Source organism: Streptomyces sp. DSM 40868, assembly GCF_011820545.1.
Taxonomy (GTDB): Bacteria; Actinomycetota; Actinomycetes; order Streptomycetales; family Streptomycetaceae; genus Streptomyces; species Streptomyces eurythermus.
Genome location: NZ_CP050504.1, coordinates 4,345,014 through 4,366,704, shown reverse-complemented (window position 1 = coordinate 4,366,704; position 21,691 = coordinate 4,345,014). Strand labels below are relative to the sequence as shown.

At 70.8% G+C, this 21,691-nt stretch carries 18 protein-coding genes, 1 tRNA gene and 2 pseudogenes; 10 read left to right on the top strand and 11 right to left on the bottom strand.

What is annotated here, in order from left to right:
- Nucleotides 1-102 precede the first annotated feature (102 nt).
- A complete protein-coding gene (locus HB370_RS19870; protein WP_157855599.1) occupies nt 103-1,107 on the top strand; it encodes a hypothetical protein in 1,005 nt (334 codons plus the stop codon).
- A complete protein-coding gene (locus HB370_RS19865) occupies nt 1,091-1,591 on the top strand; it encodes a hypothetical protein (RefSeq protein ID WP_157855598.1) in 501 nt (166 codons plus the stop codon). Before HB370_RS19870 ends, HB370_RS19865 begins: the two co-directional genes overlap by 17 nt.
- Before the next feature lie 256 nt (nt 1,592-1,847).
- Here the strand turns inward: HB370_RS19865 and HB370_RS19860 are convergent, their stop codons facing one another.
- Nucleotides 1,848-2,246, bottom strand: coding sequence for a hypothetical protein (locus HB370_RS19860; protein WP_244405568.1), 399 nt, complete (start codon nt 2,244-2,246; stop codon nt 1,848-1,850).
- 408 nt (nt 2,247-2,654) lie between these two features.
- On the opposite strand from HB370_RS19860, the gene HB370_RS19855 reads away from it, so the two are divergent.
- The 7 genes and pseudogenes from HB370_RS19855 to HB370_RS19825 all read left to right on the top strand — a co-directional run bounded on the left by HB370_RS19855 (nt 2,655) and on the right by HB370_RS19825 (nt 12,296).
- A complete protein-coding gene (locus HB370_RS19855) occupies nt 2,655-3,527 on the top strand; it encodes a DUF2797 domain-containing protein (protein ID WP_078637604.1) in 873 nt (290 codons plus the stop codon).
- A 115-nt stretch (nt 3,528-3,642) separates the two neighbouring features.
- Entirely contained in the window at nt 3,643-4,383 is a 741-nt protein-coding gene (locus tag HB370_RS19850) for a response regulator transcription factor (protein WP_030786112.1), read from the top strand.
- Nucleotides 4,380-5,918 (top strand): annotated as a pseudogene (locus tag HB370_RS19845) (HAMP domain-containing sensor histidine kinase); the annotation flags it as partial. The gene HB370_RS19850 and the pseudogene HB370_RS19845, both read left to right, overlap by 4 nt.
- Before the next feature lie 509 nt (nt 5,919-6,427).
- The gene (locus HB370_RS19840; RefSeq protein WP_030786108.1) at nt 6,428-7,825 is read left to right on the top strand and encodes a bifunctional glycosyltransferase family 2/GtrA family protein; all 1,398 of its coding nucleotides are present in this window, start codon (nt 6,428-6,430) and stop codon (nt 7,823-7,825) included.
- Complete coding sequence (locus HB370_RS19835) at nt 7,822-9,987, top strand: glycosyltransferase family 39 protein (RefSeq protein WP_078637615.1); 2,166 nt, start codon at nt 7,822-7,824, stop codon at nt 9,985-9,987. Before HB370_RS19840 ends, HB370_RS19835 begins: the two co-directional genes overlap by 4 nt.
- A gap of 62 nt (nt 9,988-10,049) precedes the next feature.
- Nucleotides 10,050-11,435: an MFS transporter gene (locus HB370_RS19830; protein WP_244405566.1), complete on the top strand. Its 1,386-nt coding sequence runs from the start codon at nt 10,050-10,052 to the stop codon at nt 11,433-11,435.
- 102 nt (nt 11,436-11,537) lie between these two features.
- On the top strand, nt 11,538-12,296 hold the full coding sequence (locus HB370_RS19825; protein WP_030786101.1) for a TetR/AcrR family transcriptional regulator: 759 nt from the start codon (nt 11,538-11,540) through the stop codon (nt 12,294-12,296).
- Here HB370_RS19825 and HB370_RS19820 read toward each other — a convergent pair whose 3' ends face one another.
- The 4 genes and pseudogenes from HB370_RS19820 to HB370_RS19805 form a co-directional block, all read right to left on the bottom strand.
- Nucleotides 12,297-12,767, bottom strand: a complete 471-nt coding sequence (locus tag HB370_RS19820) for a PPOX class F420-dependent oxidoreductase (protein WP_030786098.1) — start codon at nt 12,765-12,767, stop codon at nt 12,297-12,299. It abuts the gene before it with no gap.
- 49 nt (nt 12,768-12,816) lie between these two features.
- Complete coding sequence (locus HB370_RS19815) at nt 12,817-13,638, bottom strand: YceI family protein (protein ID WP_030786095.1); 822 nt, start codon at nt 13,636-13,638, stop codon at nt 12,817-12,819.
- Nucleotides 13,639-13,741: 103 nt separating this feature from the next.
- Nucleotides 13,742-16,193 (bottom strand): annotated as a pseudogene (locus HB370_RS19810) (MFS transporter).
- An 82-nt stretch (nt 16,194-16,275) separates the two neighbouring features.
- Nucleotides 16,276-16,770 (bottom strand): MarR family transcriptional regulator, encoded by a 495-nt coding sequence (locus HB370_RS19805; protein ID WP_030786090.1) that lies wholly within the window; start codon nt 16,768-16,770, stop codon nt 16,276-16,278.
- A gap of 206 nt (nt 16,771-16,976) precedes the next feature.
- Here HB370_RS19805 and HB370_RS19800 point away from each other — a divergent pair, with 206 nt between their 5' ends.
- Nucleotides 16,977-17,180, top strand: a complete 204-nt coding sequence (locus tag HB370_RS19800; protein WP_030786087.1) for a hypothetical protein — start codon at nt 16,977-16,979, stop codon at nt 17,178-17,180.
- An 843-nt stretch (nt 17,181-18,023) separates the two neighbouring features.
- On the opposite strand, the gene HB370_RS19795 is transcribed toward HB370_RS19800, so the two are convergent.
- From HB370_RS19795 to tadA, 6 genes are all read right to left on the bottom strand, one after another.
- Nucleotides 18,024-19,001, bottom strand: a complete 978-nt coding sequence (locus tag HB370_RS19795; RefSeq protein ID WP_030786084.1) for an RNA polymerase sigma factor SigF — start codon at nt 18,999-19,001, stop codon at nt 18,024-18,026.
- Nucleotides 19,002-19,370: 369 nt separating this feature from the next.
- Entirely contained in the window at nt 19,371-20,207 is an 837-nt protein-coding gene (locus HB370_RS19790; protein ID WP_030786081.1) for an RNA polymerase sigma factor SigF, read from the bottom strand.
- Between the two features lie 184 nt (nt 20,208-20,391).
- A complete protein-coding gene (locus tag HB370_RS19785; protein WP_030786080.1) occupies nt 20,392-20,685 on the bottom strand; it encodes a Dabb family protein in 294 nt (97 codons plus the stop codon).
- Nucleotides 20,686-20,694: 9 nt separating this feature from the next.
- Nucleotides 20,695-20,874, bottom strand: a complete 180-nt coding sequence (locus HB370_RS19780) for a hypothetical protein (RefSeq protein WP_030786078.1) — start codon at nt 20,872-20,874, stop codon at nt 20,695-20,697.
- A 156-nt stretch (nt 20,875-21,030) separates the two neighbouring features.
- Nucleotides 21,031-21,115 (bottom strand) — tRNA-Ser (locus HB370_RS19775).
- Nucleotides 21,116-21,185: 70 nt separating this feature from the next.
- The gene (gene tadA, locus HB370_RS19770; RefSeq protein WP_030786075.1) at nt 21,186-21,647 is read right to left on the bottom strand and encodes a tRNA adenosine(34) deaminase TadA; all 462 of its coding nucleotides are present in this window, start codon (nt 21,645-21,647) and stop codon (nt 21,186-21,188) included.
- Nucleotides 21,648-21,691 lie beyond the last annotated feature (44 nt).

The following is a 21,691-nucleotide window of genomic DNA, read 5'->3' as shown; positions in this document are numbered from 1 at the left end:
CCGTCCAGTCGAGGCACACCACGCACCAAGCGCATTGTCCTAACAGTGCGTCAACTCCACGCAGATGTGGGAAGATCTGATAATCATCAGGGGAGGTGCCGAGTGGCGAAGTACACGCTCGCAAGCTACGCAGTGAGGATCCGCAGGAGTCGAGAAACGGAATACCTGCCACTCGATAATTTTGATCGATCCGGGGGAGATCTTCTTAAGGAGTTTTATGGATTTCTCTTGAGTCTCCAGGATCGCCCTTACGAGATCACGGAAAAGGAGCGATCTCTTGAGTGTCAGGAGGTCTTCAAGGATAAGCGCTCGTTGAACTTTAAACTCGGCTACGGGTCATACGGGGCACAATCGCGAATCCGTGACAGGAGTTCGGGGCAGGTTGTCTTCCAAAAGGAAGAAGATCATATAGATCTTACCGACTTGCGTAATTTTTTGACCCTACCCCGCAATGCCTCCTCGGGCCTACTCTTCACTGAGCGGTTCCAGGGAAATGGTGTCATTGCTGCTCTGTCAGAGGCATTTAAAAAGGCTTTCGCTGCGAAGCATCACGGCTACACGCTAGAAATCAACAACATGACGTCCGAGGCTGCTTTCGGTATGTATCTTGCTAGCGGTGAAATTAAAGCAATACGCCTTGTTCGGCAAGCGATCCCTCATGACGTTGCCGAGGTCCTCGGAATGGGCGACACGGAGCGCGATTTGGGCTCCCTCGAGGTGGTTATGCGACCTCCGCGACTCGGCGCCTTCGGAAAGAGAAAGATCGAGTCAGTGTTTACTGGTGACGCAGATGTTGCCAGCATGCTCGAATGGCGCGGAGTCGAGTATCGAGAGATGAAGGTCGTAGTAAAGATCGCCGGTTCCACCCGTACGTTGTCAGTGTCGTCTGGTACAACTCCTGCCATGCTCTATGACCTGGACTCCGAGCTCCGCAAGGACGGACTCGCCGAGATGACTGACGCGTGGGTGTACTCGAAGGCTCGCGATCTGGCAGAAGACCTCGCGCAGACCATGGGAATGAGCACTGAAGCGATGCACCGAGAGTTCGAGTGGCCGGAGCTCTGGGACCACTATCGGCTGGAGGTACCCGTTGATCCGCATGATTGATCTCGTACCGATCATCAAGGATCATTTTCAGACCCTAAGAAGTCATGCCACTAATCAAGTAATGTGGGGGGAAATCTCTTTTTTCCTCGGCGCTCCCGTATTGTTGGGTGCTTTCGGAGCCTTCCTTGATTGGAAGGTAAAGGGGGTCGGTAATATCCTCGCCGCCTTCGCAATCCTGGCTGGACTTCTATTCAATCTGCTGGTATTGCTCTTCGATGTAGCGGCGAAGGCTGCCCAAGCCGGCGGTCTAGGTCCACAGAATGTACGGCTAAAACTAGCAAAGCAGCTTCAGGCAAATGTTACATATGCGCTCCTTATGGCTCTAGGGGCGGCAGGCATCTTGGGTGTGGCGTCGGGCATGGGGATGGAAAAGATCAACCGATGGTTGAGTAGCATCCTCGTGGCGCTTCTGACTCACTTCATCCTCACCCTCTTTATGATCATGCGCCGAATTCGCTCGGCATTCCTTCAATCGCTGACGTGATCTCCGCAATCAAAGGGAGTGTTGTGCTGGAGCCTACGGTGATCATCCGCGTCACGTTTGGAGGGTTCATGGAAGCTACCGCTCTCGTCAGTCCCTATCGGGGGCTCTGGCGCCGTGGTCACGCATCGGTTGTCGCAGCTTGCTCTGGCCGACGGCATCAGCAGCGTGGCTGAGCCCGGTGGGGGTGCAGCGAGACATACGCGCGCCTGAGCGATCGGCGCACCCGCCGTCGTGGCTGACTTTCGTCGGCTGTGGTTCAGACCCGGGTCCGCCGAACGCCGGTGCACGCGATCAGCCTGCTGCCGTCCTCGGTGAGGAACAGCATGAAAGTCCAGGCGCCATCAGCAGCCCTGATCTGCCCCAGGCGGACTGGGTGCTGATGCCGGCCGAGCTGATCCACGGCGTGTGCCAGGTTCGTGGTCTCGATGCCCCGGCGGCGTGTGTACCGCAGTCGACGTTCATAGACACGGGCGAGCGCCCCAGCAGACGTGGTCCCCTCCCAGACCACGTGGGAAGCGCCGCAGCGGAGCGCAGCCAGGGCGGCCACGGATGCTTCGTCGTTCCCGACCAGCAGCCGTTCGAGTAGTTCCCGCTCCATGCCGTCACCCCCACCGGGATCCTGCTGTACAGCAGCCGGATACAGCAACCACAGCAACCGGCCCCACCCTGAAGCGTCTCCCCGGGGCCGACATGCGACCTGTATGACCGTCAGCGACCGATCTCTGTAGAGCTACGGATCAGAAGGTTGCAGGTTCGAATCCTGCCGAGTGCACAGCAAACCAGAGGCCCCGTGGAGAGATCTGCGGGGCCTCTGGCTTTTGCCTTGACGGCAGTGTTTTGACGGCAACCGGCTCAGAAGGGCTCCTGTCAGCTCAGGGCCTCGTCGGCCTCGTAGATCGTCGGTCTGTCTTCGGGAGCGTGGCTGAGGCCCGAGGGCGCAGGTGTCGGCTTCCTGCGTGGGCTCTGCCTCTCCGGGCGCGAGCACACTGCGCGCCCCAGGGCGCAGATTGCCCAGCTCGCCAGGTGCCGAGGGTGTCCGACCCACCCCTTACCCTCCCCAGTGATGGCACAGGTCTGGAAGTGTTCGGGGATCCGTTGGGCGGTGGACGGTGCGGCGCTGGTGTGGGGCGGTGGGCGGAGTAGTGCGCTGACGCGGGGGAAGCGGATCGCCTTCGCCGTGCCGGAGGAGGGTGTGCGGGCGTGTGCCGGGGCGCGGGGGAACGAGTGTCCGGTGCGGGCCGTCGTGCCGGGGCGGAGTACGGGCGGGCGGTGCGAGGAGTGCGCGCGGCTGGCCCGGGCCCACTCGGTGGCCGCCGATACGGTCGCGGACGACCCCCGGCCCTACCGGGTCTACCTGGCCTGGTTCGGGCCGGGCATGGTGAAGGCCGGCATCACCGCCGTGGAGCGGGGACCGGCCCGGCTGCTCGAACAGGGCGCCGTCTGTTTCAGCTGGCTCGGCACCGGCCCGCTGATGGCCGCGCGGCGCGCCGAGGAGTTGCTGCGGGCCGCGCTGGGCGTGCCGGACCGGGTTCCGTACACCGAGAAACGGGCGGTGCGGTCGGCGCTGCCGGGCACGGAAGCGGAGCGCGCCGCCGAGGTGCGGGAGCTGCACGCGCGGGCCGTCGCGCTCGCCGGGTGGCCCGAGTCGCTGCGTCTCGAGCCCTGCCAGGTCGTGGACCACATGGGGGTGTTCGGGCTTGCGGGGGTCCCGGAGGCGTTCGGTGAGGTGCTGGAACTGGTGCCGGGCGGGAGCGTGCGGGGGGAACTGGTCGCGGCCGCCGGACCCGATCTCCATCTGGCCGTCGGCGGGCGCGGAGCCGTCGTCCTCGACACCCGGCTGATGACGGGGTGGCAGCTGGTGCCGGCCGGACCGGCGGTGGACGGATGCGCTTTCCCCGTCCGGGAGTTCGGCAGGGAGCCCGACGGACTGTTCTGAACGGCGGGGCGCCGACGGCCTCCTGATGGCCCCCTGACGGTTCCTCGGGTGTTTCTCAGAGAAATCACAGACTCTGGAAAGCGTCTTCTCAGAGCGCCCCGACAGGGTGGCCGGCATGACCACGACCTCGCCCCAGGGGCGCACCGAACTGCTGAGGCCGGACGGGAGCCCCGTCCGGGTGCTTGTGGTGGACGACGAGCTGTCGATCACCGAACTGCTGAGCATGGCCCTGCGCTACGAGGGCTGGCAGATCAGGAGCGCGGGCGACGGACAGGGGGCCGTCCAGGCGGCCCGCGAGTTCCGGCCCGACGCCGTCGTGCTCGACATGATGCTGCCGGACATGGACGGCCTGTCCGTGCTCGGGCGGCTGCGGCGCGAACTGCCGGACGTGCCCGTGCTCTTCCTCACCGCCAAGGACGCGGTGGAGGACCGTATCGCGGGGCTCACCGCCGGCGGCGACGACTACGTCACCAAGCCGTTCAGCCTGGAGGAGGTCGTCGCCCGGCTGCGCGGGCTGATCCGCAGGTCGGGCGCCACCGACCGGCGGTCCGACTCCGTGCTCGTCGTGGGCGACCTGACCCTGGACGAGGACAGTCACGAGGTCTTCCGGGGCGGTGCGTCCATCCACCTCACCGCCACCGAGTTCGAGCTGCTGCGCTTCCTCATGCGCAACCCCCGGCGGGTGCTCAGCAAGGCGCAGATCCTGGACCGCGTGTGGTCGTACGACTTCGGCGGCCAGGCCAATGTCGTGGAGCTGTACATCTCCTACCTCCGGCGGAAGATCGACGCCGGCCGGGAGCCGATGATCCACACCCGGCGGGGGGCCGGTTATCTGATCAAGCCCGCCGCGTCGTGAGCGGGCGGCGGCGGCCCGGTCCCCGGCGGCGCCGGGCGGGTCAGCCGCGCACCCTGCGGACACGGCTCGTCGTCGCGTCCGTGACGCTGATCGCGGTGGTGTGCGCGGTGATCGGCACGGTGACCACGCTGGCGCTGCGCTCGCATCTGTACGAGCAGCTGGACGGCAAGGTCACCGAGATCGCCCTGCGCGGGGTCGGGCACCCGGAACCCGGCGGCGGTGCCGGTCCCGGGGCGCTGCCCCGCATGCCGGACGCCTCCACCCCGGACACCAAGGTGGAGAACCTGCTGACGAAGGGGCCGACCCCGTTCGGCGCCGTCGCCGCCTATGCACGCGGCTCCTCGATCAGCAGCGCGGCCGTCGCCCGGCGGCAGAACGACGACAACGGCTTCTTCAAGCGGTCGCGTGCCGACAGCCTGACCGGCGCGCAGAAGACGGCGCTCGGCACGGTGCCTCGGGACGGCGCCGCGCACACCGTACGGATCCCGGGCCTCGGCGATTACCGCGTGAAGTACATGGCGAGCCAGAGCGGTGCCGACGCCTTCTACGTGGCGCTGCCCACCAAGGACACCGACGACAACATCAACACCCTGATCCTGGTCGAAGTCTGCGTCACCGCCGCCGGACTCGTCGCCGCCGCCATCGCCGGCTACGTGCTCGTCGGCGTCGCCACCCGCCCCCTGCGAAGGGTCGCCGCCACCGCCACCCGGGTCTCCGAACTGCCGTTGCACACCGGCGAGGTGAACCTGAGCGAACGGGTCCCCGAGGCGGAGTGCGACCCGCACACGGAGGTCGGCCGGGTCGGCGCCGCGCTCAACCGGATGCTCGACCACGTCCACGGCGCCCTGCACGCCCGGCAGCGCAGCGAGACACGGGTGCGCCAGTTCGTGGCGGACGCCAGCCATGAGCTGCGCACCCCGCTCGCCTCCATCCGCGGATACGCCGAACTCACCCGGCGCGGACACGAGGAGATCGGGCCCGACACCCGGCACGCCCTCGGGCGGATCGAGTCGGAGGCGGGGCGGATGACCTTGCTCGTGGAGGACCTGCTGCTGCTCGCCCGGCTCGACGCCGGCCGTCCGCTCCAGTGGGAGCACACCGATCTGGTCCCGCTGGTCGTCGACACCGTCAGCGACTCCCGCGCGGCGGGTCCGGACCACACCTGGCGGCTCGACCTGCCCGACGTCCCGGCGCCGGTCTCGGCGGACCCGGCCCGGATCCAGCAGGTGCTGGTCAACCTGCTGGGCAACGCCCGCAAGCACACCCCGCCCGGTACGACCGTCACCGCGCGGGTGCGCCGGCACGGGCCGTGGACGTGCGTGGACGTGGAGGACGACGGTCCGGGCATTCCCGCCCGGCTGCTGCCGCACGTCTTCGAGCGGTTCGCCCGGGGCGACTCCGCGCGGACCCGCGCCACCGGTTCCACGGGCCTCGGGCTCGCCATCGTGCAGGCCGTGGCCGGCGCGCACGGGGGCACCGTGACCGTGGACAGCGTGCCCGGCCGCACGGTGTTCACCCTGTACCTGCCCGCCCTGACCACCCCGGCCGCCACCGGCCCCGTGCCGGAAGCGCACCCGTTTCCAACCGCCCCGGTTCCGGAAGCGCCCCGGTCGTCTGTCGTCCCGGTGCCGGAAGCGCCCCGGCCGTCCGTTGTCCCGGTTCCGGAAGCGCCCCGGTCGTCTGTCGTCCCGGTTCCGGAAGCGCCCCGGCCGTCCGTTGTCCCGGTTCCGGAAGCGCCCCGGTCGTCTGTCGTCCCGGTTCCGGAAGCGCCCCGGCCGTCCGTTGTCCCGGTTCCGGAAGCGCCCCGGCCGTCTGTCGTCCCGGTTCCGGAAGCGCCCCGGCCGTCCGTTGTCCCGGTGCCGGCAGCGCCCCGGTCGTCTGTCGTCCCGGTGCCGGCAGCGCCCCGGCCCTCCGTCGCCCCGGTGCCGGCAGCGCCCCGACCCCCCTCCGCCCCCGCCCCGGCAGCACCCCCGCCCCCGCACTCACAGCCGCAGCACAGCGTCGGCACATCGGCGCGACAGGGGGCCTGAGAAGAGTCGGTGCCATGCGAACCGACTCTTCTCCCGGCACCCTGCCGGCGCGGGAGCACCTCCCGGCCGGAGACGCCGGTACGCCTGTCCTGGACGTAGTGATCCCCGTCTACAACGAGGAGAAGGACCTCCCGCCGTGTGTGCGCCGGCTGCACGAGCACCTCGCGCGCACCTTCCCGTACACGTTCCGCATCACCATCGCGGACAACGCCTCCACGGACACCACCCCCCTGGTGGCGGCGCGGCTGGCGGCCGAGATTCCCGAGGTGGGCACCGTACGGCTGGAGCTGAAGGGCCGGGGACGGGCGCTGCGGACCGTGTGGTCGGCCTCCGACGCGCCGGTCCTCGCCTACATGGACGTCGACCTGTCCACCGACCTCAACGCCCTGCTGCCGCTGGTGGCGCCGCTGATCTCCGGCCACTCGGACCTGGCGATCGGCTCCCGGCTGGCCCGCGCCTCCCGCGTCGTACGCGGCCCCAAGCGGGAGTTCGTCAGCCGGGCCTACAACCTGATCCTGCGCGGTTCGCTCCAGGCCCGCTTCTCGGACGCGCAGTGCGGCTTCAAGGCGATCCGCCGGGACGTGGCCCAGGTGCTGCTGCCGCTGGTGGAGGACACCGGCTGGTTCTTCGACACCGAGCTGCTGGTGCTGGCCGAGCGGGCGGGCCTGAGGATCCACGAGGTGCCGGTCGACTGGGTCGACGACCCCGACTCCACCGTGCACATCGTCAGGACGGCCGCCGAGGACCTCAAGGGCGTGTGGCGGGTCGGCAAGGCCCTGGCCACCGGTTCGCTGCCGCTGGACCGGCTGACCCGGCCCTTCGGCGACGATCCGCGCGACCGCGAGCTGACCGGCGTGCCGCACGGCCTGGCCCGCCAGCTCGTCGGCTTCTGCGTGGTCGGCGGTCTGTCCACGCTCTTCTACCTGGTGCTGTACAGCGCCTTCCGGCAGGCCGTCGGCCCCCAGACCGCCAACGCGCTCGCGCTGCTGGTCTCCGCCGTCGCCAACACGGCCGCCAACCGCCGGCTCACCTTCGGGGTGCGCGGCCGGGGCGGCGCCGTCCGCCACCAGGCGCAGGGGGTGGTCGTCTTCGGCATCGGCCTCGCCCTGACCAGCGGCTCGCTCGCCGCCCTGAACGCGGCCGGCGACAGCCCGGCGCACTCCACCGAACTGGCGGTGCTCATCGCCGCCAACCTCGCGGCGACCGTGCTGCGGTTCCTGCTCTTCCGCGCCTGGGTCTTCCCGGACCGGACGGAGCCCGTCCCGCCCCCGACGGCCACCTCGTCCGCCCGGCCCCCGTACGCATGGCCGCACCAGGCCACCGCCCACCCGCACGCCGCCGAGGCCACGGACGCCCTCGCGCGTCCGCGGCCGGCGCGCCCGCACTCCACCGACCCTGGGGACACCCGATGACCACCCATGACGCCCCGCCGACGACCGCGCCCGGCGCCACGACCGCGGGGAAGCCGGCCGCCGGGCCGGGGCAGCCGTTCGTACGGCGGCTGTGGCGCGGCCGGCCCGAGGACCCCCGCTGGGCGCGCCCGGCCCTGCTGGTCCTGCTGGCCGCCACCCTCCTGCTCTACCTGTACGGCCTCGGCGCCTCCGGCTACGCCAACTCCTTCTACTCGGCGGCCGTCCAGGCGGGCAGCACGTCCTGGAAGGCGTTCTTCTTCGGCTCGCTGGACGCGGGCAACGCCATCACCGTCGACAAGCCGCCGGCCGCGCTGTGGCCGATGGCGCTGTCCGTGCGCCTGTTCGGCCTGAACTCCCGGGCGATCCTGGCGCCCGAGGTGCTGATGGGCGTGGCGACCGTCGCCGTGGTGTACGCGGCCGTGCGCCGCCGGTTCAGCCCGGTGGCCGGTCTGGTCGCGGGTACGGTGCTGGCGCTCACCCCGGTCGCGGCGCTGATGTTCCGCTTCAACAACCCGGACGCGCTGCTGGCCCTGCTGATGTCGGTGGCCTGCTACCTCGTCGTCCGCGCCCTGGAGGACGGCCGGACCAAGTGGCTGGTGTGGGCCGGGACCGCGGTCGGTCTCGCGTTCCTCGCCAAGACGCTCCAGGCGTTCCTGATCCTGCCGGCGCTGGCGGCCGTCTACGCGGTGTGCGCCCCGGTGCCGCTGAGGAAGCGCTTCGCCCAGCTGGCCGCGGCGACGCTCGCGCTGGTCGTCTCGGGCGGCTGGTGGGTCGCGGTCGTCGAGCTGTGGCCGGCGTCCTCCCGCCCGTACATCGGCGGCTCGCAGCACAACAGCTTCCTGGAGCTGACCTTCGGCTACAACGGTCTCGGCCGGCTGAACGGCGAGGAGACCGGCAGCGTCGGCGGCGGTGGCGGCCCGCGCGGCGGCGGAATGTGGGGCGAGACCGGCTGGGACCGGATGTTCGACTCCGAGATCGGCGGCCAGATCTCCTGGCTGCTGCCCACCGCGCTGATCCTGCTCGCCGCCGGTCTGGTGGCCACGCGCCGGGCCCGCCGGACCTCGGTCACCCGTGCCTCGTTCCTGGTCTGGGGCGGCTCGCTGCTGACGACCATGGTGGTGTTCAGCTACATGGCGGGCATCTTCCACCAGTACTACACGGTGGCCCTCGCCCCCTACCTCGCGGCCGTGACCGGCATGGGCGCCGGGCTGCTGTGGGAGCGGCGGCGCGAGGGGTGGGCGGCCGTCACGCTCGCCGCGTCCCTCGTCGCGGCGGCGGCCTGGGGCTACGTCCTGCTCCACCGCACCCCCGACTACCTGCCCTGGCTGCGGTGGCTGGTCCTGGTCGGCGGGCTGGCCGCGGCGCTCGGCCTGGTCTTCGCCGGACGGCTGACCCGGCGGCTCGCCCTCGCGACGGCGGCCGTCGGTCTCGTCGCCGCGCTGGCCGGACCGGCCGCGTACACCCTCAGCACCGTCCGGCAGGGCCACACCGGTTCGATCGTCACGGCCGGTCCGGCGGGCGCGAGCATGATGGGCGGCCGGGGAGGTGGCCCCGGCCGCACCGGCGGACCCGGTGGTGGCCGCACCTGGGAGGGCATGCCCGGCCAGGGTCAGCAGAACCAGCAGGGTCAGCAGAACGGCAACGGCTTCCCGGGCGGTGGTGGCTTCCCCGGCGGCACGCCGGGCCAGAACCAGCAGAACGGCACCCAACCGAACGGCACCCAACCGAACGGCAACGGCTTCCCCGGTGGCGGCGGCCGGACCCGCGAGGGCGGCATGGGCGGCGTCGGCGGCCTGCTGAACGGCGCGAGCGTGCCGGCCGAGGCCAGGAGGCTGCTGGAGGAGGACGCCGGTGACTACACCTGGGTGGCCGCCTCCATCGGTTCGCAGAACGCGGCGAGCTACCAGCTGGCCACGGGCGAGGCGGTCATGGCGATCGGCGGCTTCAACGGCACCGACCCGTCCCCGACGCTCGCCCGGTTCAAGAAGTACGTCGAGGACGGCAGGATCCACTACTTCATCGCGGGCGGCGGCATGGGCGGCGGCATGGGCGGTGGCGACAGCACCGCCTCCGAGATCAGCTCCTGGGTGCAGAGCACGTTCACGAAGGTGACGGTGGGCTCGGCGACGTTCTACGACCTGACGCGGAAGGCGGGCGACTGAGTCCGGAGGCCGACCGGAAACTGCGTTGTACACCGTATAGCGACGCCTATACGGTGTACGGCATGTCCACCTCCCAAGGCCATCCCCAGCGCTGGCTGATTCTCGGCGTCATCTGTCTCGCGCAGCTCACCGTGCTGCTCGACAACACCGTCCTGAACGTGGCCATCCCCTCGCTCACCCGCGAGCTGCACGCGACGACCTCCGACATCCAGTGGATGATCAACGCGTACTCCCTGGTCCAGTCCGGCCTGCTGCTCACCGCGGGCAGCGCTGCCGACCGCTACGGCCGCAAGAAGATGCTGATCACCGGGCTCGTCCTGTTCGGCGCCGGTTCGCTGGTGGCCGGACTGGCCGGCAGCACCGGCCAGCTGATCGCCGCGCGGGCCGGCATGGGCATCGGCGGCGCGCTGCTGATGACCACCACGCTGGCCGTGGCGATGCAGATCTTCGCGCCCGAGGAGCAGCCGAAGGCGATCGGCATCTGGAGCGCGGTCAACGCGCTCGGGTTCGCCGGCGGCCCGCTGATCGGCGGCTTCGTGCTCGACCACTTCTGGTGGGGCGCGATCTTCCTGATCAACCTGCCGGTCGCGGCGCTGGCCGTGGTCGCGGTGGTCATCCTCGTCCCCGAGTCCAAGAACCCGCGCGGCGACCGCCCGGACCTGATCGGCGCGGTGCTGTCCACCATCGGCATGGCCTCGCTCGTCTACGCGATCATCTCCGGGCCCGGCCACGGCTGGACGTCGGCGCGGGTGCTGGTCACGGCGGCCGTCGCGGTGGTGGTGCTGGGCGCCTTCGCCTGGTGGGAGAACCGGACCGAGGATCCGATGCTCGACATCCACTTCTTCCGGGACCGGCGGTTCACCGGCGCGGTCGCCGGGGCCGTGCTCATCGTGTTCGGCATGGGCGGCGCGCTGTTCCTGCTGACCCAGCACCTCCAGTTCGTCCTCGGCTACGAGCCGCTGGAGGCCGGTCTGCGGACCGCACCGCTGGCGCTGACGGTCGTGGTGCTCAACTTCAGCGGGCTGTCCGCGAAGTGGTCGGCGCGGCTGGGCACGCCGGCGTCGATCGCGCTGGGGATGGTGTGCATGTCCGCGGGCCTGGTGTCCATCGCGGAGGTGGACTCCGGCGGCTACGCGGGGACGCTGCTCGGGCTGCTGCTGATCGGCGCGGGGTGCGCGGTGGCGAACCCGGCGATGGCGCACGCCATCATGAGCGCCATCCCGCCGGAGAAGGCGGGGGTGGGCGCCGGCATCAACGGCACGCTGGCCGAGTTCGGGAACGGTCTCGGTGTCGCCGTCCTCGGTGCGGTGCTCAGTTCCTCCGTGGCGTCGGGCCAGTCGCTGTCCGCCGGGCTGGGCACGGGGCAGCTGGTGGGAGCCGTCGCCGTGCTGGTCGGAGGGTTCGTGGCGGCGGGCCTGCTGCGGCGGGCGGAGAGGGTGTCCGTCTGACAGCGCGGGGCCGAGCCGCACGTCGGCACCGCCCCGCCCCCCTTCGGGGCGGCCGCGGTCCTAGCATCGTGGCAAGCGATCGAGTTCGAGGAAGGTGCGCCGGTGGCGAAGGCGGCAGGGCGGTCGGCGCGGGACAGTGTCTGGCGGGAGCGCGCGGTCCGGCGCGGGGGACGCGGCGGGCAGCCCTCCGGGCTCGACCGGGAGCGGATCACCGAGACGTCGGTGCGGCTGCTGGACGCCGAGGGGCTCGCCAAGTTCTCCATGCGCCGGCTGGCCGCCGAGCTGAACGTCACCGCGATGTCCCTGTACTGGTACGTCGACACCAAGGACGACCTGCTCGAACTCGCCCTGGACGCGGTCTACGCCGAGCTGAGGCTGCCCGACCCGGACGACACCGGGGAGGACTGGCGCGAGCAGCTGCGGGGGATGGCCACCGCCTACCGGCAGCTGCTGGTGCGCCACCCCTGGCTGTCGCCGCTGGCCGGGCGCTACCTCAACATCGGCCCGAAGTCGCTCGCGTTCTCCCGCGCGGTGCAGCGGGTGGTCCGCCGGGCGGGGCTGCCGGCGCGCGGGGTGACCGGGGCGATCTCGGCCGTCTTCCAGTTCGTGTACGGCTTCGGCACGATCGAGAGCCACTTCATGACCCGGGTCGCGGACACGGGGCTGTCCCCGGAGGAGTACTTCGAGCAGGCCATGGCCCTGGTGGACGAGGTCCCCGGGACCGCCGAGATCGTCGGGGAGTCCAAGGACATCATGGCGGCGCGCGGCGGCGACACGGTGGCGGAGATGCTGGACCGCGACTTCACCTTCGCGCTGGACCTGCTGATCGCGGGCATCGAGGCGATGGTGGCCCGGGGCTGACTAGTCCTCCTGGACCAGCCGCGCCGGGAACCCGCCGGTCGCCACCGGACCCCACCGCTTCGGGGTCACCCGGATGATGGATTTCCCCTGCTTGATCATGGCCTGCCGGTACTCGTCCCAGTCGGGGTGCTCGCCGGCGATGTTGCGGTAGTACTCGACCAGCGGCTCGACGGAGTCCGGCGCGTCGATGACCTCGGCCGTGCCGTCGATCTGCACCCAGGGACCGTTCCAGTCGTCGCTGAGGACGACGAGGCTGACCCGCTCGTCCCGCTTGGCGTTGCGCGTCTTGGCCCGCTCCGGATAGGTGGAGACCACGATCCGCCCGGAGTCGTCCACCCCGCAGGTCAGCGGCGACGCCTGCGGGGAGCCGTCGGACCGGCGGGTGATCAGCAGGGCCCGGTGCCGGGGCCGTACGAAGTCCAGCAGCTCGTCCAGCGGTACACGCGTGTTGGTAGCGATGTTCGGTGCCATGGGGGCAGCCTAGGGGCAGCGGGTGCCCCCATGGCTGACCCTGCCGTGCCTACGCCTGGGGGAGCGAGTCGCCCTGCACGGCCTGGATGTCCAGCTCCACCTTCAGGGTGGTGCCGATGGCGGCGATGCCCGCCTGGAGGACCTGGTTGTAGTTCATCGCGAAGTCCTCGCGGCGCAGTTCGGCGGTGGCCCGGAACGCGGCGCGGGTGCCGCCCCAGGGGTCGGCGCCGGTGCCCAGGTAGGCGAGGTCCAGGTCCACCGGTCGTACGACGCCGTGCAGGGACAGTTCGCCGTGCACGGTCCAGCGGTCGGAGCCGGCCTGGGTCAGGCCCGTCGAACGGTAGGTGATCTCCGGGTGCCGTTCGACGTCCAGGAAGTCCGCGGAGCGCAGGTGGGTGTCGCGCATGCCGTTGCCGGTGTCGACGGAGGCCGCCCGGATCACCGCCTCCACCCGGGACTTGGCGATGTCGTCGGGGGCGATCTCGATGGTGCCGCCGAACTCCGTGAACCGGCCGTGCACGCTGGAGATGCCCAGGTGCTGGGCGACCGCGGCGACGGAGGAGTGCGCCGGGTCGATGGTCCAGGGTCCGGGCGGCGGCAGCTCGGTGCCGCCCTGCCGGGCCAGCGTGACCGTGCCGACCTCGGCCCGGCCGCTCGCGGTGACGATCGCGGAGGAGGCCGCGGGCGCGTAGCCGACGGCCGTCACGATCACGGTGTACGCCCCCGGGGCCAGCTCGGTGGTGTCCCGTACGGCTCCCTCGTGATCCGCCTCGGCGCGCAGCACCTGCGTACCGGTCATGTCGGTCACCGTGACGACCGCGTGCGACACGGCCCACCCGTCCCGCGTACGGATCTTCGCGGTCAGTCCCATCCCGTTTCTCCCTGAAAAAGGCTCAAAAATTGCTCGTACGAGACCGGCCCGCGGCGGGCGCGCCCTCCGCTCAGGGCGCGCACCGCCACGGGCCGGGGTGTGCCTACTCGCCGGGGTGGGCGAGTTCGATGTCGTGGCCGTCCACGCCGGGGCCGGTCACGGTCAGCGCGGTGGCCACCGGCGGGTAGCCGGTCGCGATGACGGTGTACTCGCCGCCGTCCAGGTCGGTGAAGGCGTACGCGCCGTCCGCCCCGGTGGTCGCGGTGCCGACCACGTTGCCCGCCTGGTCGACCAGGGTGACCCGGGCGTCGGCCAGCGGGCCGTGCGGGGCCCGGACGACACCCTGGAGCCGGGCGCCGGCGTCCAGGTCGACCTCGATCCGGGTGACACCGGTGGCGCCGACCTCGACCGGCAGGGCCCGCGGCCGGTATCCGCTCGCGTTGACCGCGACGGTCACCGTGCCGGGCACCAGGTCGGCGAGGGCGAAGTCGCCCTGCTCGCCGGTGGCGGCGGTGGCCAGCAGGTCACCGCGCACATCGGTGACGATCACCATGGCGTCCTTGACCGGCAGCGCGCTCCCGGCGGCCCGGACCACACCGGTCAGCCCGCTGGTGCCGCTGAGCAGGATGTCGTACGCCACCGGCTCCTCGCCCACCACGATGGTGGAGGCCTGCGGCTGGTAGCCGTCGGCGGAGGCGATCAGGACGTAGCTGCCGGTGCCGGGGGCGTTCAGCGCGTAGGAACCGTCGGCCTGGGCGACCGAGCGGCCCAGCTGGCGGCCGGACAGCGAGATCAGGGTGACCGCGGCCTGCGGGACCGGGGCGCTCTCGGCGCCGCGGACGAAGCCGTGCACCGGGGTGCCGCCGTGGCCCGCGCCGGGCTCGGCGATCGTGGCGACGGCCGCCATGGGCCGGTGTGTCGGCGGCGGTGCCGTCGGACGCGGCCGGGGCGGTCTGGGCGACCGCGGCCGGCACCGGGGCCTGGGCGGCCTGGGCGGCGGCCGGGGTCTCGGCCTGGGCCGGGGTGTCGCCGTCGGCGGACTGCGCGAGCGCGCCCTTGGTCTTCAGCGGGACCTCCTTGATGAACAGCGTGATCAGGAAGGCGACGGCGGCGAGGCAGCCGGCGATGAAGAAGACGTCGGCGATGCCGTGGCCGTAGGCGCTCTCCATCAGCGTCCGGATGGGCGCCGGGAGCTTGTCCATGTCCGGGATGCTGTCGGTGGAGCCGGAGCTGCCGGCCAGCGCGGCCTGGGACTTCGGGTCCAGCGCGGCGACGCCGTCCTGGACGTAGTGGGTGATCCGGCGGGACATCACGGCACCGAGCGCGGAGACGCCGACCGCACCGCCGAGGGAGCGGAAGAAGGTGACCGTGGAGCTGGCCGAGCCGAGGTCGGAGGGCGCCACCTGGTTCTGCGTGGCGAGCACCAGGTTCTGCATCATCATGCCGATGCCGAGACCCAGCAGGGCCATGAAGACGGCCATCTTCCAGTAGTCCGTGTCGTACCGGATGCCGCCGAGCAGCATCAGTCCGGCCGTGACCAGCACGCCACCGCTGACCAGCCACGCCTTCCAGCGGCCGGTGCGGGTGATGAACTGACCGGAGACGGTCGAGGAGACGAACAGACCGCCGATCATCGGGATGGTCATGACGCCCGACATGGTCGGGGACTTGTCGCGGGCCAGCTGGAAGTACTGGCTGAAGAACACGGTGCCGGTGAACATCGCGATACCGACGAACAGCGAGGCGAGCGAGGCCAGCGTGATCGTGCGGTTCTTGAACAGGCGCAGCGGGATGATCGGCTCGCTCGCCTTGGACTCCGCGAGCACGAACAGCGCGCCGAGGACGATCGAACCGCCGACCATCGCGTAGGTCTGCCAGGACAGCCAGTCGTACTTGTCACCGGCGAAGGTGACCCAGACCAGCAGCAGGGAGACGGCGGCGGCGATCAGGGTCGCGCCGCCCCAGTCGACCTTGACCTGGCGCTTGACCACGGGCAGGTGCAGGGTCTTCTGCAGCACGATCAGCGCGAGGATCGCGAAGGGCACACCGACGTAGAAGCACCAGCGCCAGCCCAGCCAGGAGGTGTCGGTGATGACACCGCCGAGCAGCGGGCCGCCGACGGTGGCGACGGCGAAGGTGGCGCCGAGGTAGCCGGAGTACCGGCCGCGCTCGCGCGGGGAGATCATCGCGGCCATGACGATCTGGGCCAGGGCGGACAGACCGCCGACGCCGATGCCCTGGAACACCCGGAAGGTGATGAGCATGCCGGGGTTCTGCGACAGACCGGCCGCCATGGAGGCGACGACGTAGATGATGAGGGCTATCTGGACGAGAGCCTTCTTGCTGTACAGGTCGGCGAGCTTGCCCCACAGGGGAGTGGCCGCGGTCATCGACAGCAGGGCGGCCGTGACCACCCAGGTGTAGGCGGACTGGCCGCCGCCGAGGTCCCCGATGATCTCCGGCAGGGCGTTGGAGACGATCGTGGACGACAGGATCGCCACGAACATGCCGAGCAGCAGCCCGGACAGGGCCTCCATGATCTGCCGGTGCGTCATCGGGGCGTCGCCTTGGCCTCCCCCGTGCTTGGCGTGAGCCCGCACACCGGCTGGTGTGGTCGTTGCCATGGGCTTCCTTTTCTTACGTGCTTGCGGGTGTACGGGTGGTCTCATCGACTACGGGGGCGGGGAGCCGGACCGGGGCGGACCGGCAGTCGCCGAACGAGTCGCGCAGTCGCGTCATCAGCCGGATCAGCTGGCCGACCTCGTCGTCGGTCCAGTCCGCCAGCCGTTCGGCGAGCAGATGCGTGGTCCGCCGGGACAGCTCGTCGAGCTGGTCCAGACCCTCCGGGGTCAGGCGCAGGATGCGCGACCGTTTGTCCGCCGGGTCCGGGAGCCGCTCGATCCAGCCGCGTGCGGCCACGTGCGCGACATGCCGGCTGGTGACCGACATGTCCACGGCGAGCAGTTCCGCGAGCTTGCTCATGCGCATGTCGCCGTGGCGGCCGAGCAGGGTCAGCACGGCGGCCGAGCCTGCCGGGCAGTCGGGCGGCAGGATCCGCCCCATGTCCCGTTTCACGGCTCCGACGGCACTGAGCTGACGCGCCAGCTCTTCAAACTGCGCCCGCTCGGCCATCACACCTCCCGTATTCGTTGCTTGGGGCAACCATAGGACTGTTTGGTTGCTGAAGGCAAACAATCATGGGGGTGGCCGCTGCAAAAACTTGGCAAAGGCAAGTATTGCTAACGTAAATGTGCAGGTGAGTGCGGGTGGGGTGCCCCCGTCTGTCCCGAAGGCCCCGCACTTGGGCAGGTCACCTGGATTCGCTAGGGTCTCGGGGCATGGCTAACACCCAGGGCCCCCAGGGCAATTACGACCCCGCAGGCAGCACCCAGATGTTCCGCGCCTTCGTCGACGAGGCGCCCCAGGGGCGGCAGGGGCAGCGGCAGGCGGCCTCCTCCTCCGGCCCCCGGCTCGGTGTGATCGTCGGCGTCATCGTGGCGCTCGTCGTGGTGGCCGGCGTCGCCTGGCTGGCGCTGAAGTAGGGGCCGGCCCGTAAGGGGCTCGGTCCCGGTCGGCCGAGACCTCGCGCGTCTCCACGCGCATCCCGAGCGGCACCCTCCACGCGTCCACGCACACCGTCCACGCCGGGCTCCGCCGCGCGCCCGCAGCGAGCGGCACCGGCAGCGGAACGGTCGACTCCACCGTCCCCCCGTCCACACCGAGCGCGCCGATGATGTGCGTCCCGAACGTCACCGAGCCCGAACGCACCGCCGTACCGCCCGAGTTGTGGAAGGTGACGGTCACCTCCTGACACCGGCGCCGGTCGGTGCCCCCGGTCACCGGCTCCCCCCAGGACAGCGCGGCGGGCGTCGTACGGCCGGGCGCCGGGCCGCCGGTCGTGGCGCCCGGCGCGGGCGTGGCGGCCGGGGGCGCCGAGGCCGTCGGGGCGCCGTCGTACGGTCGTCCTGTCCGCCGCTCCTTCCGGGGGCGCCGGGGGCCGCGCCGTGCGTGCCCGCCGTGCCCCGGGGTGCCGGCGCTCGCGTGACCGGCCGGGCCTCGCGTGCGTGCCGCCAGGTCGCTCGCGTGCGGGGCGTCCCCTCCGCTCGCCCCGCCCGCCGCGGGCCCGTCCAGCGGCACCGGCGTCACCGGCTCCGTCGTCGCCACGGCCGTCGGTCCGCCCCGGTCCGCGCCGCCCGCGGTGCAACCGCCACCCGGGCTGCCCCCCCGCACGTGGCCGCACCGCGCCCAGGACGACGACGGCCGCCGAAGCCGCCGTGACGGCGCCCCGGCGGCCGCGTGTCCGTGCCGTCGTGTGTGGTACCCCGGTACGCGGCATCCGCACACGGTGACTGATGGAACGTCAGTCAGGAATCGGGCGGCGGACCTCAGTCCGAGATCAGGCCCTCGCGCAGCTGGGCCAGCGTCCGGGTGAGCAACCGGGAGACATGCATCTGGGAGATGCCGACCTCCTCGCCGATCTGCGACTGCGTCATGTTGGCGAAGAAGCGCAGCATGATGATCCGGCGTTCCCGGGGCGGGAGTTTGGCCAGCAGGGGCTTGAGGGACTCGCGGTACTCCACGCCCTCCAGCGCCGTGTCCTCGTAGCCGAGCCGGTCGGCCAGCGAGCCCTCGCCGCCGTCGTCCTCGGGGGCCGGGGAGTCGAGGGAGGAGGCGGTGTAGGCGTTGCCGACCGCGAGGCCGTCGACCACGTCCTCCTCGGAGACGCCGAGCACGGCGGCCAGTTCGGTGACCGTGGGCGAGCGGTCCAGCTTCTGGGACAGCTCGTCGCTGGCCTTGGTCAGGGCCAGGCGCAGCTCCTGGAGGCGCCGCGGCACCCGCACGGACCACGAGGTGTCCCGGAAGAACCGCTTGATCTCGCCGACCACGGTGGGCATCGCGAACGTCGGGAACTCCACGCCCCGCTCGCAGTCGAACCGGTCGATCGCCTTGATCAGGCCGATGGTGCCGACCTGGACGATGTCCTCCATCGGCTCGTTGCGGGAGCGGAAGCGGGCCGCCGCGTACCGGACCAGCGGGAGGTTCAGCTCGATCAGGGTGTCCCGGACGTACGCCCGCTCGGGGCTGTCCTGCTCCAGCGCGGCCAGGCGCAGGAACAGCGACCGGGACAGGGTGCGGGTGTCGATGTTCGCCGCCGCCTGCGGGGCCGGGAGCGCTTCGGCGGACGGGTCGACGGCCTGGGCCGGCACGGTGTCGAGGGCCGGCACGGCGTCGAGGGAAGGCACGGCGTCGAGGGCCGTGACACCCTCGAATCCGTCGAGGACGTCGAGAGCGTCGAGCTCCTTGGGCGCTGCCTCGCTCTTCGTCGGCGTCAGCACCTTCGAGCTGCCCTGGTCTGCGGACATGCCACCCCCTTTGGGTCGCGGGACGGTCGCGGCGGCGCCGTCTACGAGCAACGCAGCCTTCACCTGAATACCGGAGCCGAAGCCACGGCAAACGCGCTTCCCGCAGAATGTCACATGTCGGCAACGCTCTGTACCGACATGTCGACATGCGATGGGTGAATCACCGCTGGAGAGAAGGGGTCTGACGGCATTTCGGCCCGTGTCTGTCGGCATCCGCCCTGGTGAGCGATTCGCTCGCGCCGGTTACCGATCGATCGGGTTTGCGATGCAGCACCATCGGTGCCGTGCTTCCGTGCGCCCGTCATGCACCAGACGAACACCCGGCGTGCTCCGGTTCCGGTGCGGGGGAGTTCGCGTACCGTTCGGGGGTTACGCGTCGATGCGGTTCGCGGAGCGCAGCCGCTGGAAGCTGCGTGCGAGCAGCCGGGAGACGTGCATCTGGGAGACGCCGAGCTCGGCGCTGATCTGGGACTGCGTCAGATTGCTGTAGTAGCGCAGCAGCAGGATGCGCTGTTCCCGTTCGGGGAGCTGGACGAGGAGGTGGCGGACCAGGTCGCGGTGCTCGACGCCGTCCAGGGCCGGGTCCTCGTAGCCGATCCGGTCCAGCAGGCCGGGCAGTCCGTCGCCCTCCTGGGCGGCCTCCAGCGAGGTGGCGTGGTAGGAGCGCCCCGCCTCGATGCAGCTGAGCACCTCCTCCTCGCTGATCCGCAGCCGCTCGGCGATCTCGGCGGTGCTCGGCGAGCGGCCGTAGAGCGTGGTCAGGTCCTCGGTCGCGCTGTTGACCTGCACCCACAGCTCGTGCAGCCGGCGCGGGACGTGGACGGTGCGGACGTTGTCGCGGAAGTAGCGCTTGATCTCGCCGACCACGGTGGGCATCGCGAAGGTCGGGAACTGCACGCCCCGGTCCGGGTCGAACCGGTCGATGGCGTTGATCAGGCCGATGGTGCCGACCTGGATGACGTCCTCCATCGGCTCGTTGCGGGAGCGGAAACGGGCGGCGGCGTAGCGTACGAGCGGGAGGTTCGCCTCGATCAGCGCCCCGCGCACCCGGTTGTGCTCCGGCGTGCCGGGGGTCAGCTGCTTCAGTTCGGTGAAGAGCACCTGGGTCAGGGCGCGGGTGTCCGCGCCGCGCCGCTTTCCGGGGGCCGACGGGGTCGGGGACGCCGCCTCGTCCTGAGGGGGCGCAGTACTGGCCGACACGGTCAACGCCACCTCTTCATCCGTCAATCATCCGTCAAAAGCGGTCATAGCATCACAAGACATGTGCACTGTGTGCAAGCACCTGATAACGCCGTGTTGTCGCCGGATACCGACAAGTTGACGGGTGGGTGGCCATGCGAAAGCCCCCCGCCGGACACGGCCGGCGGGGGGCTTTCGGGGGCCTCGGGGATCAGAACTCGTAGTCGGCGATCACCCAGGTGGCGAACTCGCGCCACTGTGCGCCGGCCGCCTGGTGGGCGGGGTGCTCCAGATAGCGCTTGAGGGCGTCGGCGTCGTCGACGGCCGAGTTGATCGCGAAGTCATAGGCGATGGGCCGGTCGCTGATGTTCCAGGCGCACTCCCAGAACCGCACCTCCTCGATCTGTCCGCCGAGGGCGCGGAAGGTCTCGACACCCGCGACGACCCGCGGATCGTCGCGCTCGACACCCTCGTTGAGCTTGAAGAGGACCAGATGACGGATCATGGGGGTACCTCAGCTCTTTCCTCCGTTGGCGGCCCAGGTCATGAAGTCCCCGATGGCCCCGGCCGCGTCCGATATGCCTTCGAAGCCTATCTGGACGTAGTCGGCCGCCTTGGCCGGGTCCGTGATGATCACGTACAGCGCGAAGACCACCAGTACGTACACGGCGATCTTCTTGACGTTCACCGCCACCACGGCCTCCCCTGTACCGGGCCCCGAGGCCCCCTGTCGCCGGCCGCGAGTGTAACCTCCGGGCCCCGCGCGCCGGGCCGACGGCCCACGGGCGCCCGTCCGTTGTGATCCGGAACACGCGAAAGGCCCCGCCGGACGGCGGGGCCTTTCGAAGCGCGGTAGCGGAGGGATTTGAACCCTCGGTGACTTGCGCCACACTCGCTTTCGAGGCGAGCTCCTTCGGCCGCTCGGACACGCTACCGAGGGAGACCCTACAGCACGGGGCGGCATGGTTCGAAATCGATATCCCGGCGGCGGTCCGGTGATCCCGATCAGCGGTCCCGGAAGAACTCCGTGAGCGGCCGGGCGCACTCCGCCGCGAGGACGCCCTCGATCACCTCCGGGCGGTGGTTGAGCCGCCGGTCGCGGATCACGTCCCACAGGGATCCGGCGGCGCCCGCCTTGTCGTCCCGGGCGCCGTAGACCACCCGGTCCACCCGGGACTGGACGAGCGCGCCGGCGCACATCGTGCACGGTTCCAGGGTCACCACGAGCGTGCAGCCGGTCAGCCGCCACTCGCGTGCCCGCCGCCCGGCGCCCGCCGCCTCGTTCAGGGTGGCAGCGGCCCGCCGGATGGCGAGGATCTCCGCGTGGGCCGTGGGATCGCCGGTGGCCTCACGCTCGTTGTGCCCGGCGCCGAGCACCGTCGTACCGTCCGGGGACAGCACGACGGCGCCGACGGGGACGTCGCCGCCCCGGACGGCCAGGCCGGCCTGGTCCAGGGCGAGCCGCATCGCCGCCCGCCAGCGGTCCCGTACCGGGTCCGGGGTGCCCTCGG

Excerpts from the sequence above, each read along its gene's own strand:
- HB370_RS19850 (WP_030786112.1), top strand. The coding sequence starts at position 3,643 with ATGACCACGACCTCGCCCCAGGGGCGCACCGAACTGCTGAGGCCGGAC.
- HB370_RS19855 (WP_078637604.1), top strand. The coding sequence starts at position 2,655 with ATGGCACAGGTCTGGAAGTGTTCGGGGATCCGTTGGGCGGTGGACGGT.
- HB370_RS19785 (WP_030786080.1), bottom strand. The coding sequence starts at position 20,685 with ATGATCCGTCATCTGGTCCTCTTCAAGCTCAACGAGGGTGTCGAGCGC.
- HB370_RS19805 (WP_030786090.1), bottom strand. The coding sequence starts at position 16,770 with ATGGCCGAGCGGGCGCAGTTTGAAGAGCTGGCGCGTCAGCTCAGTGCC.
- HB370_RS19830 (WP_244405566.1), top strand. The coding sequence starts at position 10,050 with ATGTCCACCTCCCAAGGCCATCCCCAGCGCTGGCTGATTCTCGGCGTC.
- HB370_RS19820 (WP_030786098.1), bottom strand. The coding sequence starts at position 12,767 with ATGGCACCGAACATCGCTACCAACACGCGTGTACCGCTGGACGAGCTG.
- HB370_RS19815 (WP_030786095.1), bottom strand. The coding sequence starts at position 13,638 with ATGGGACTGACCGCGAAGATCCGTACGCGGGACGGGTGGGCCGTGTCG.
- HB370_RS19795 (WP_030786084.1), bottom strand. The coding sequence starts at position 19,001 with ATGTCCGCAGACCAGGGCAGCTCGAAGGTGCTGACGCCGACGAAGAGC.
- HB370_RS19835 (WP_078637615.1), top strand. The coding sequence starts at position 7,822 with ATGACCACCCATGACGCCCCGCCGACGACCGCGCCCGGCGCCACGACC.
- HB370_RS19840 (WP_030786108.1), top strand. The coding sequence starts at position 6,428 with ATGCGAACCGACTCTTCTCCCGGCACCCTGCCGGCGCGGGAGCACCTC.
- tadA (WP_030786075.1), bottom strand. The coding sequence starts at position 21,647 with ATGCGGCTCGCCCTGGACCAGGCCGGCCTGGCCGTCCGGGGCGGCGAC.
- HB370_RS19800 (WP_030786087.1), top strand. The coding sequence starts at position 16,977 with ATGGCTAACACCCAGGGCCCCCAGGGCAATTACGACCCCGCAGGCAGC.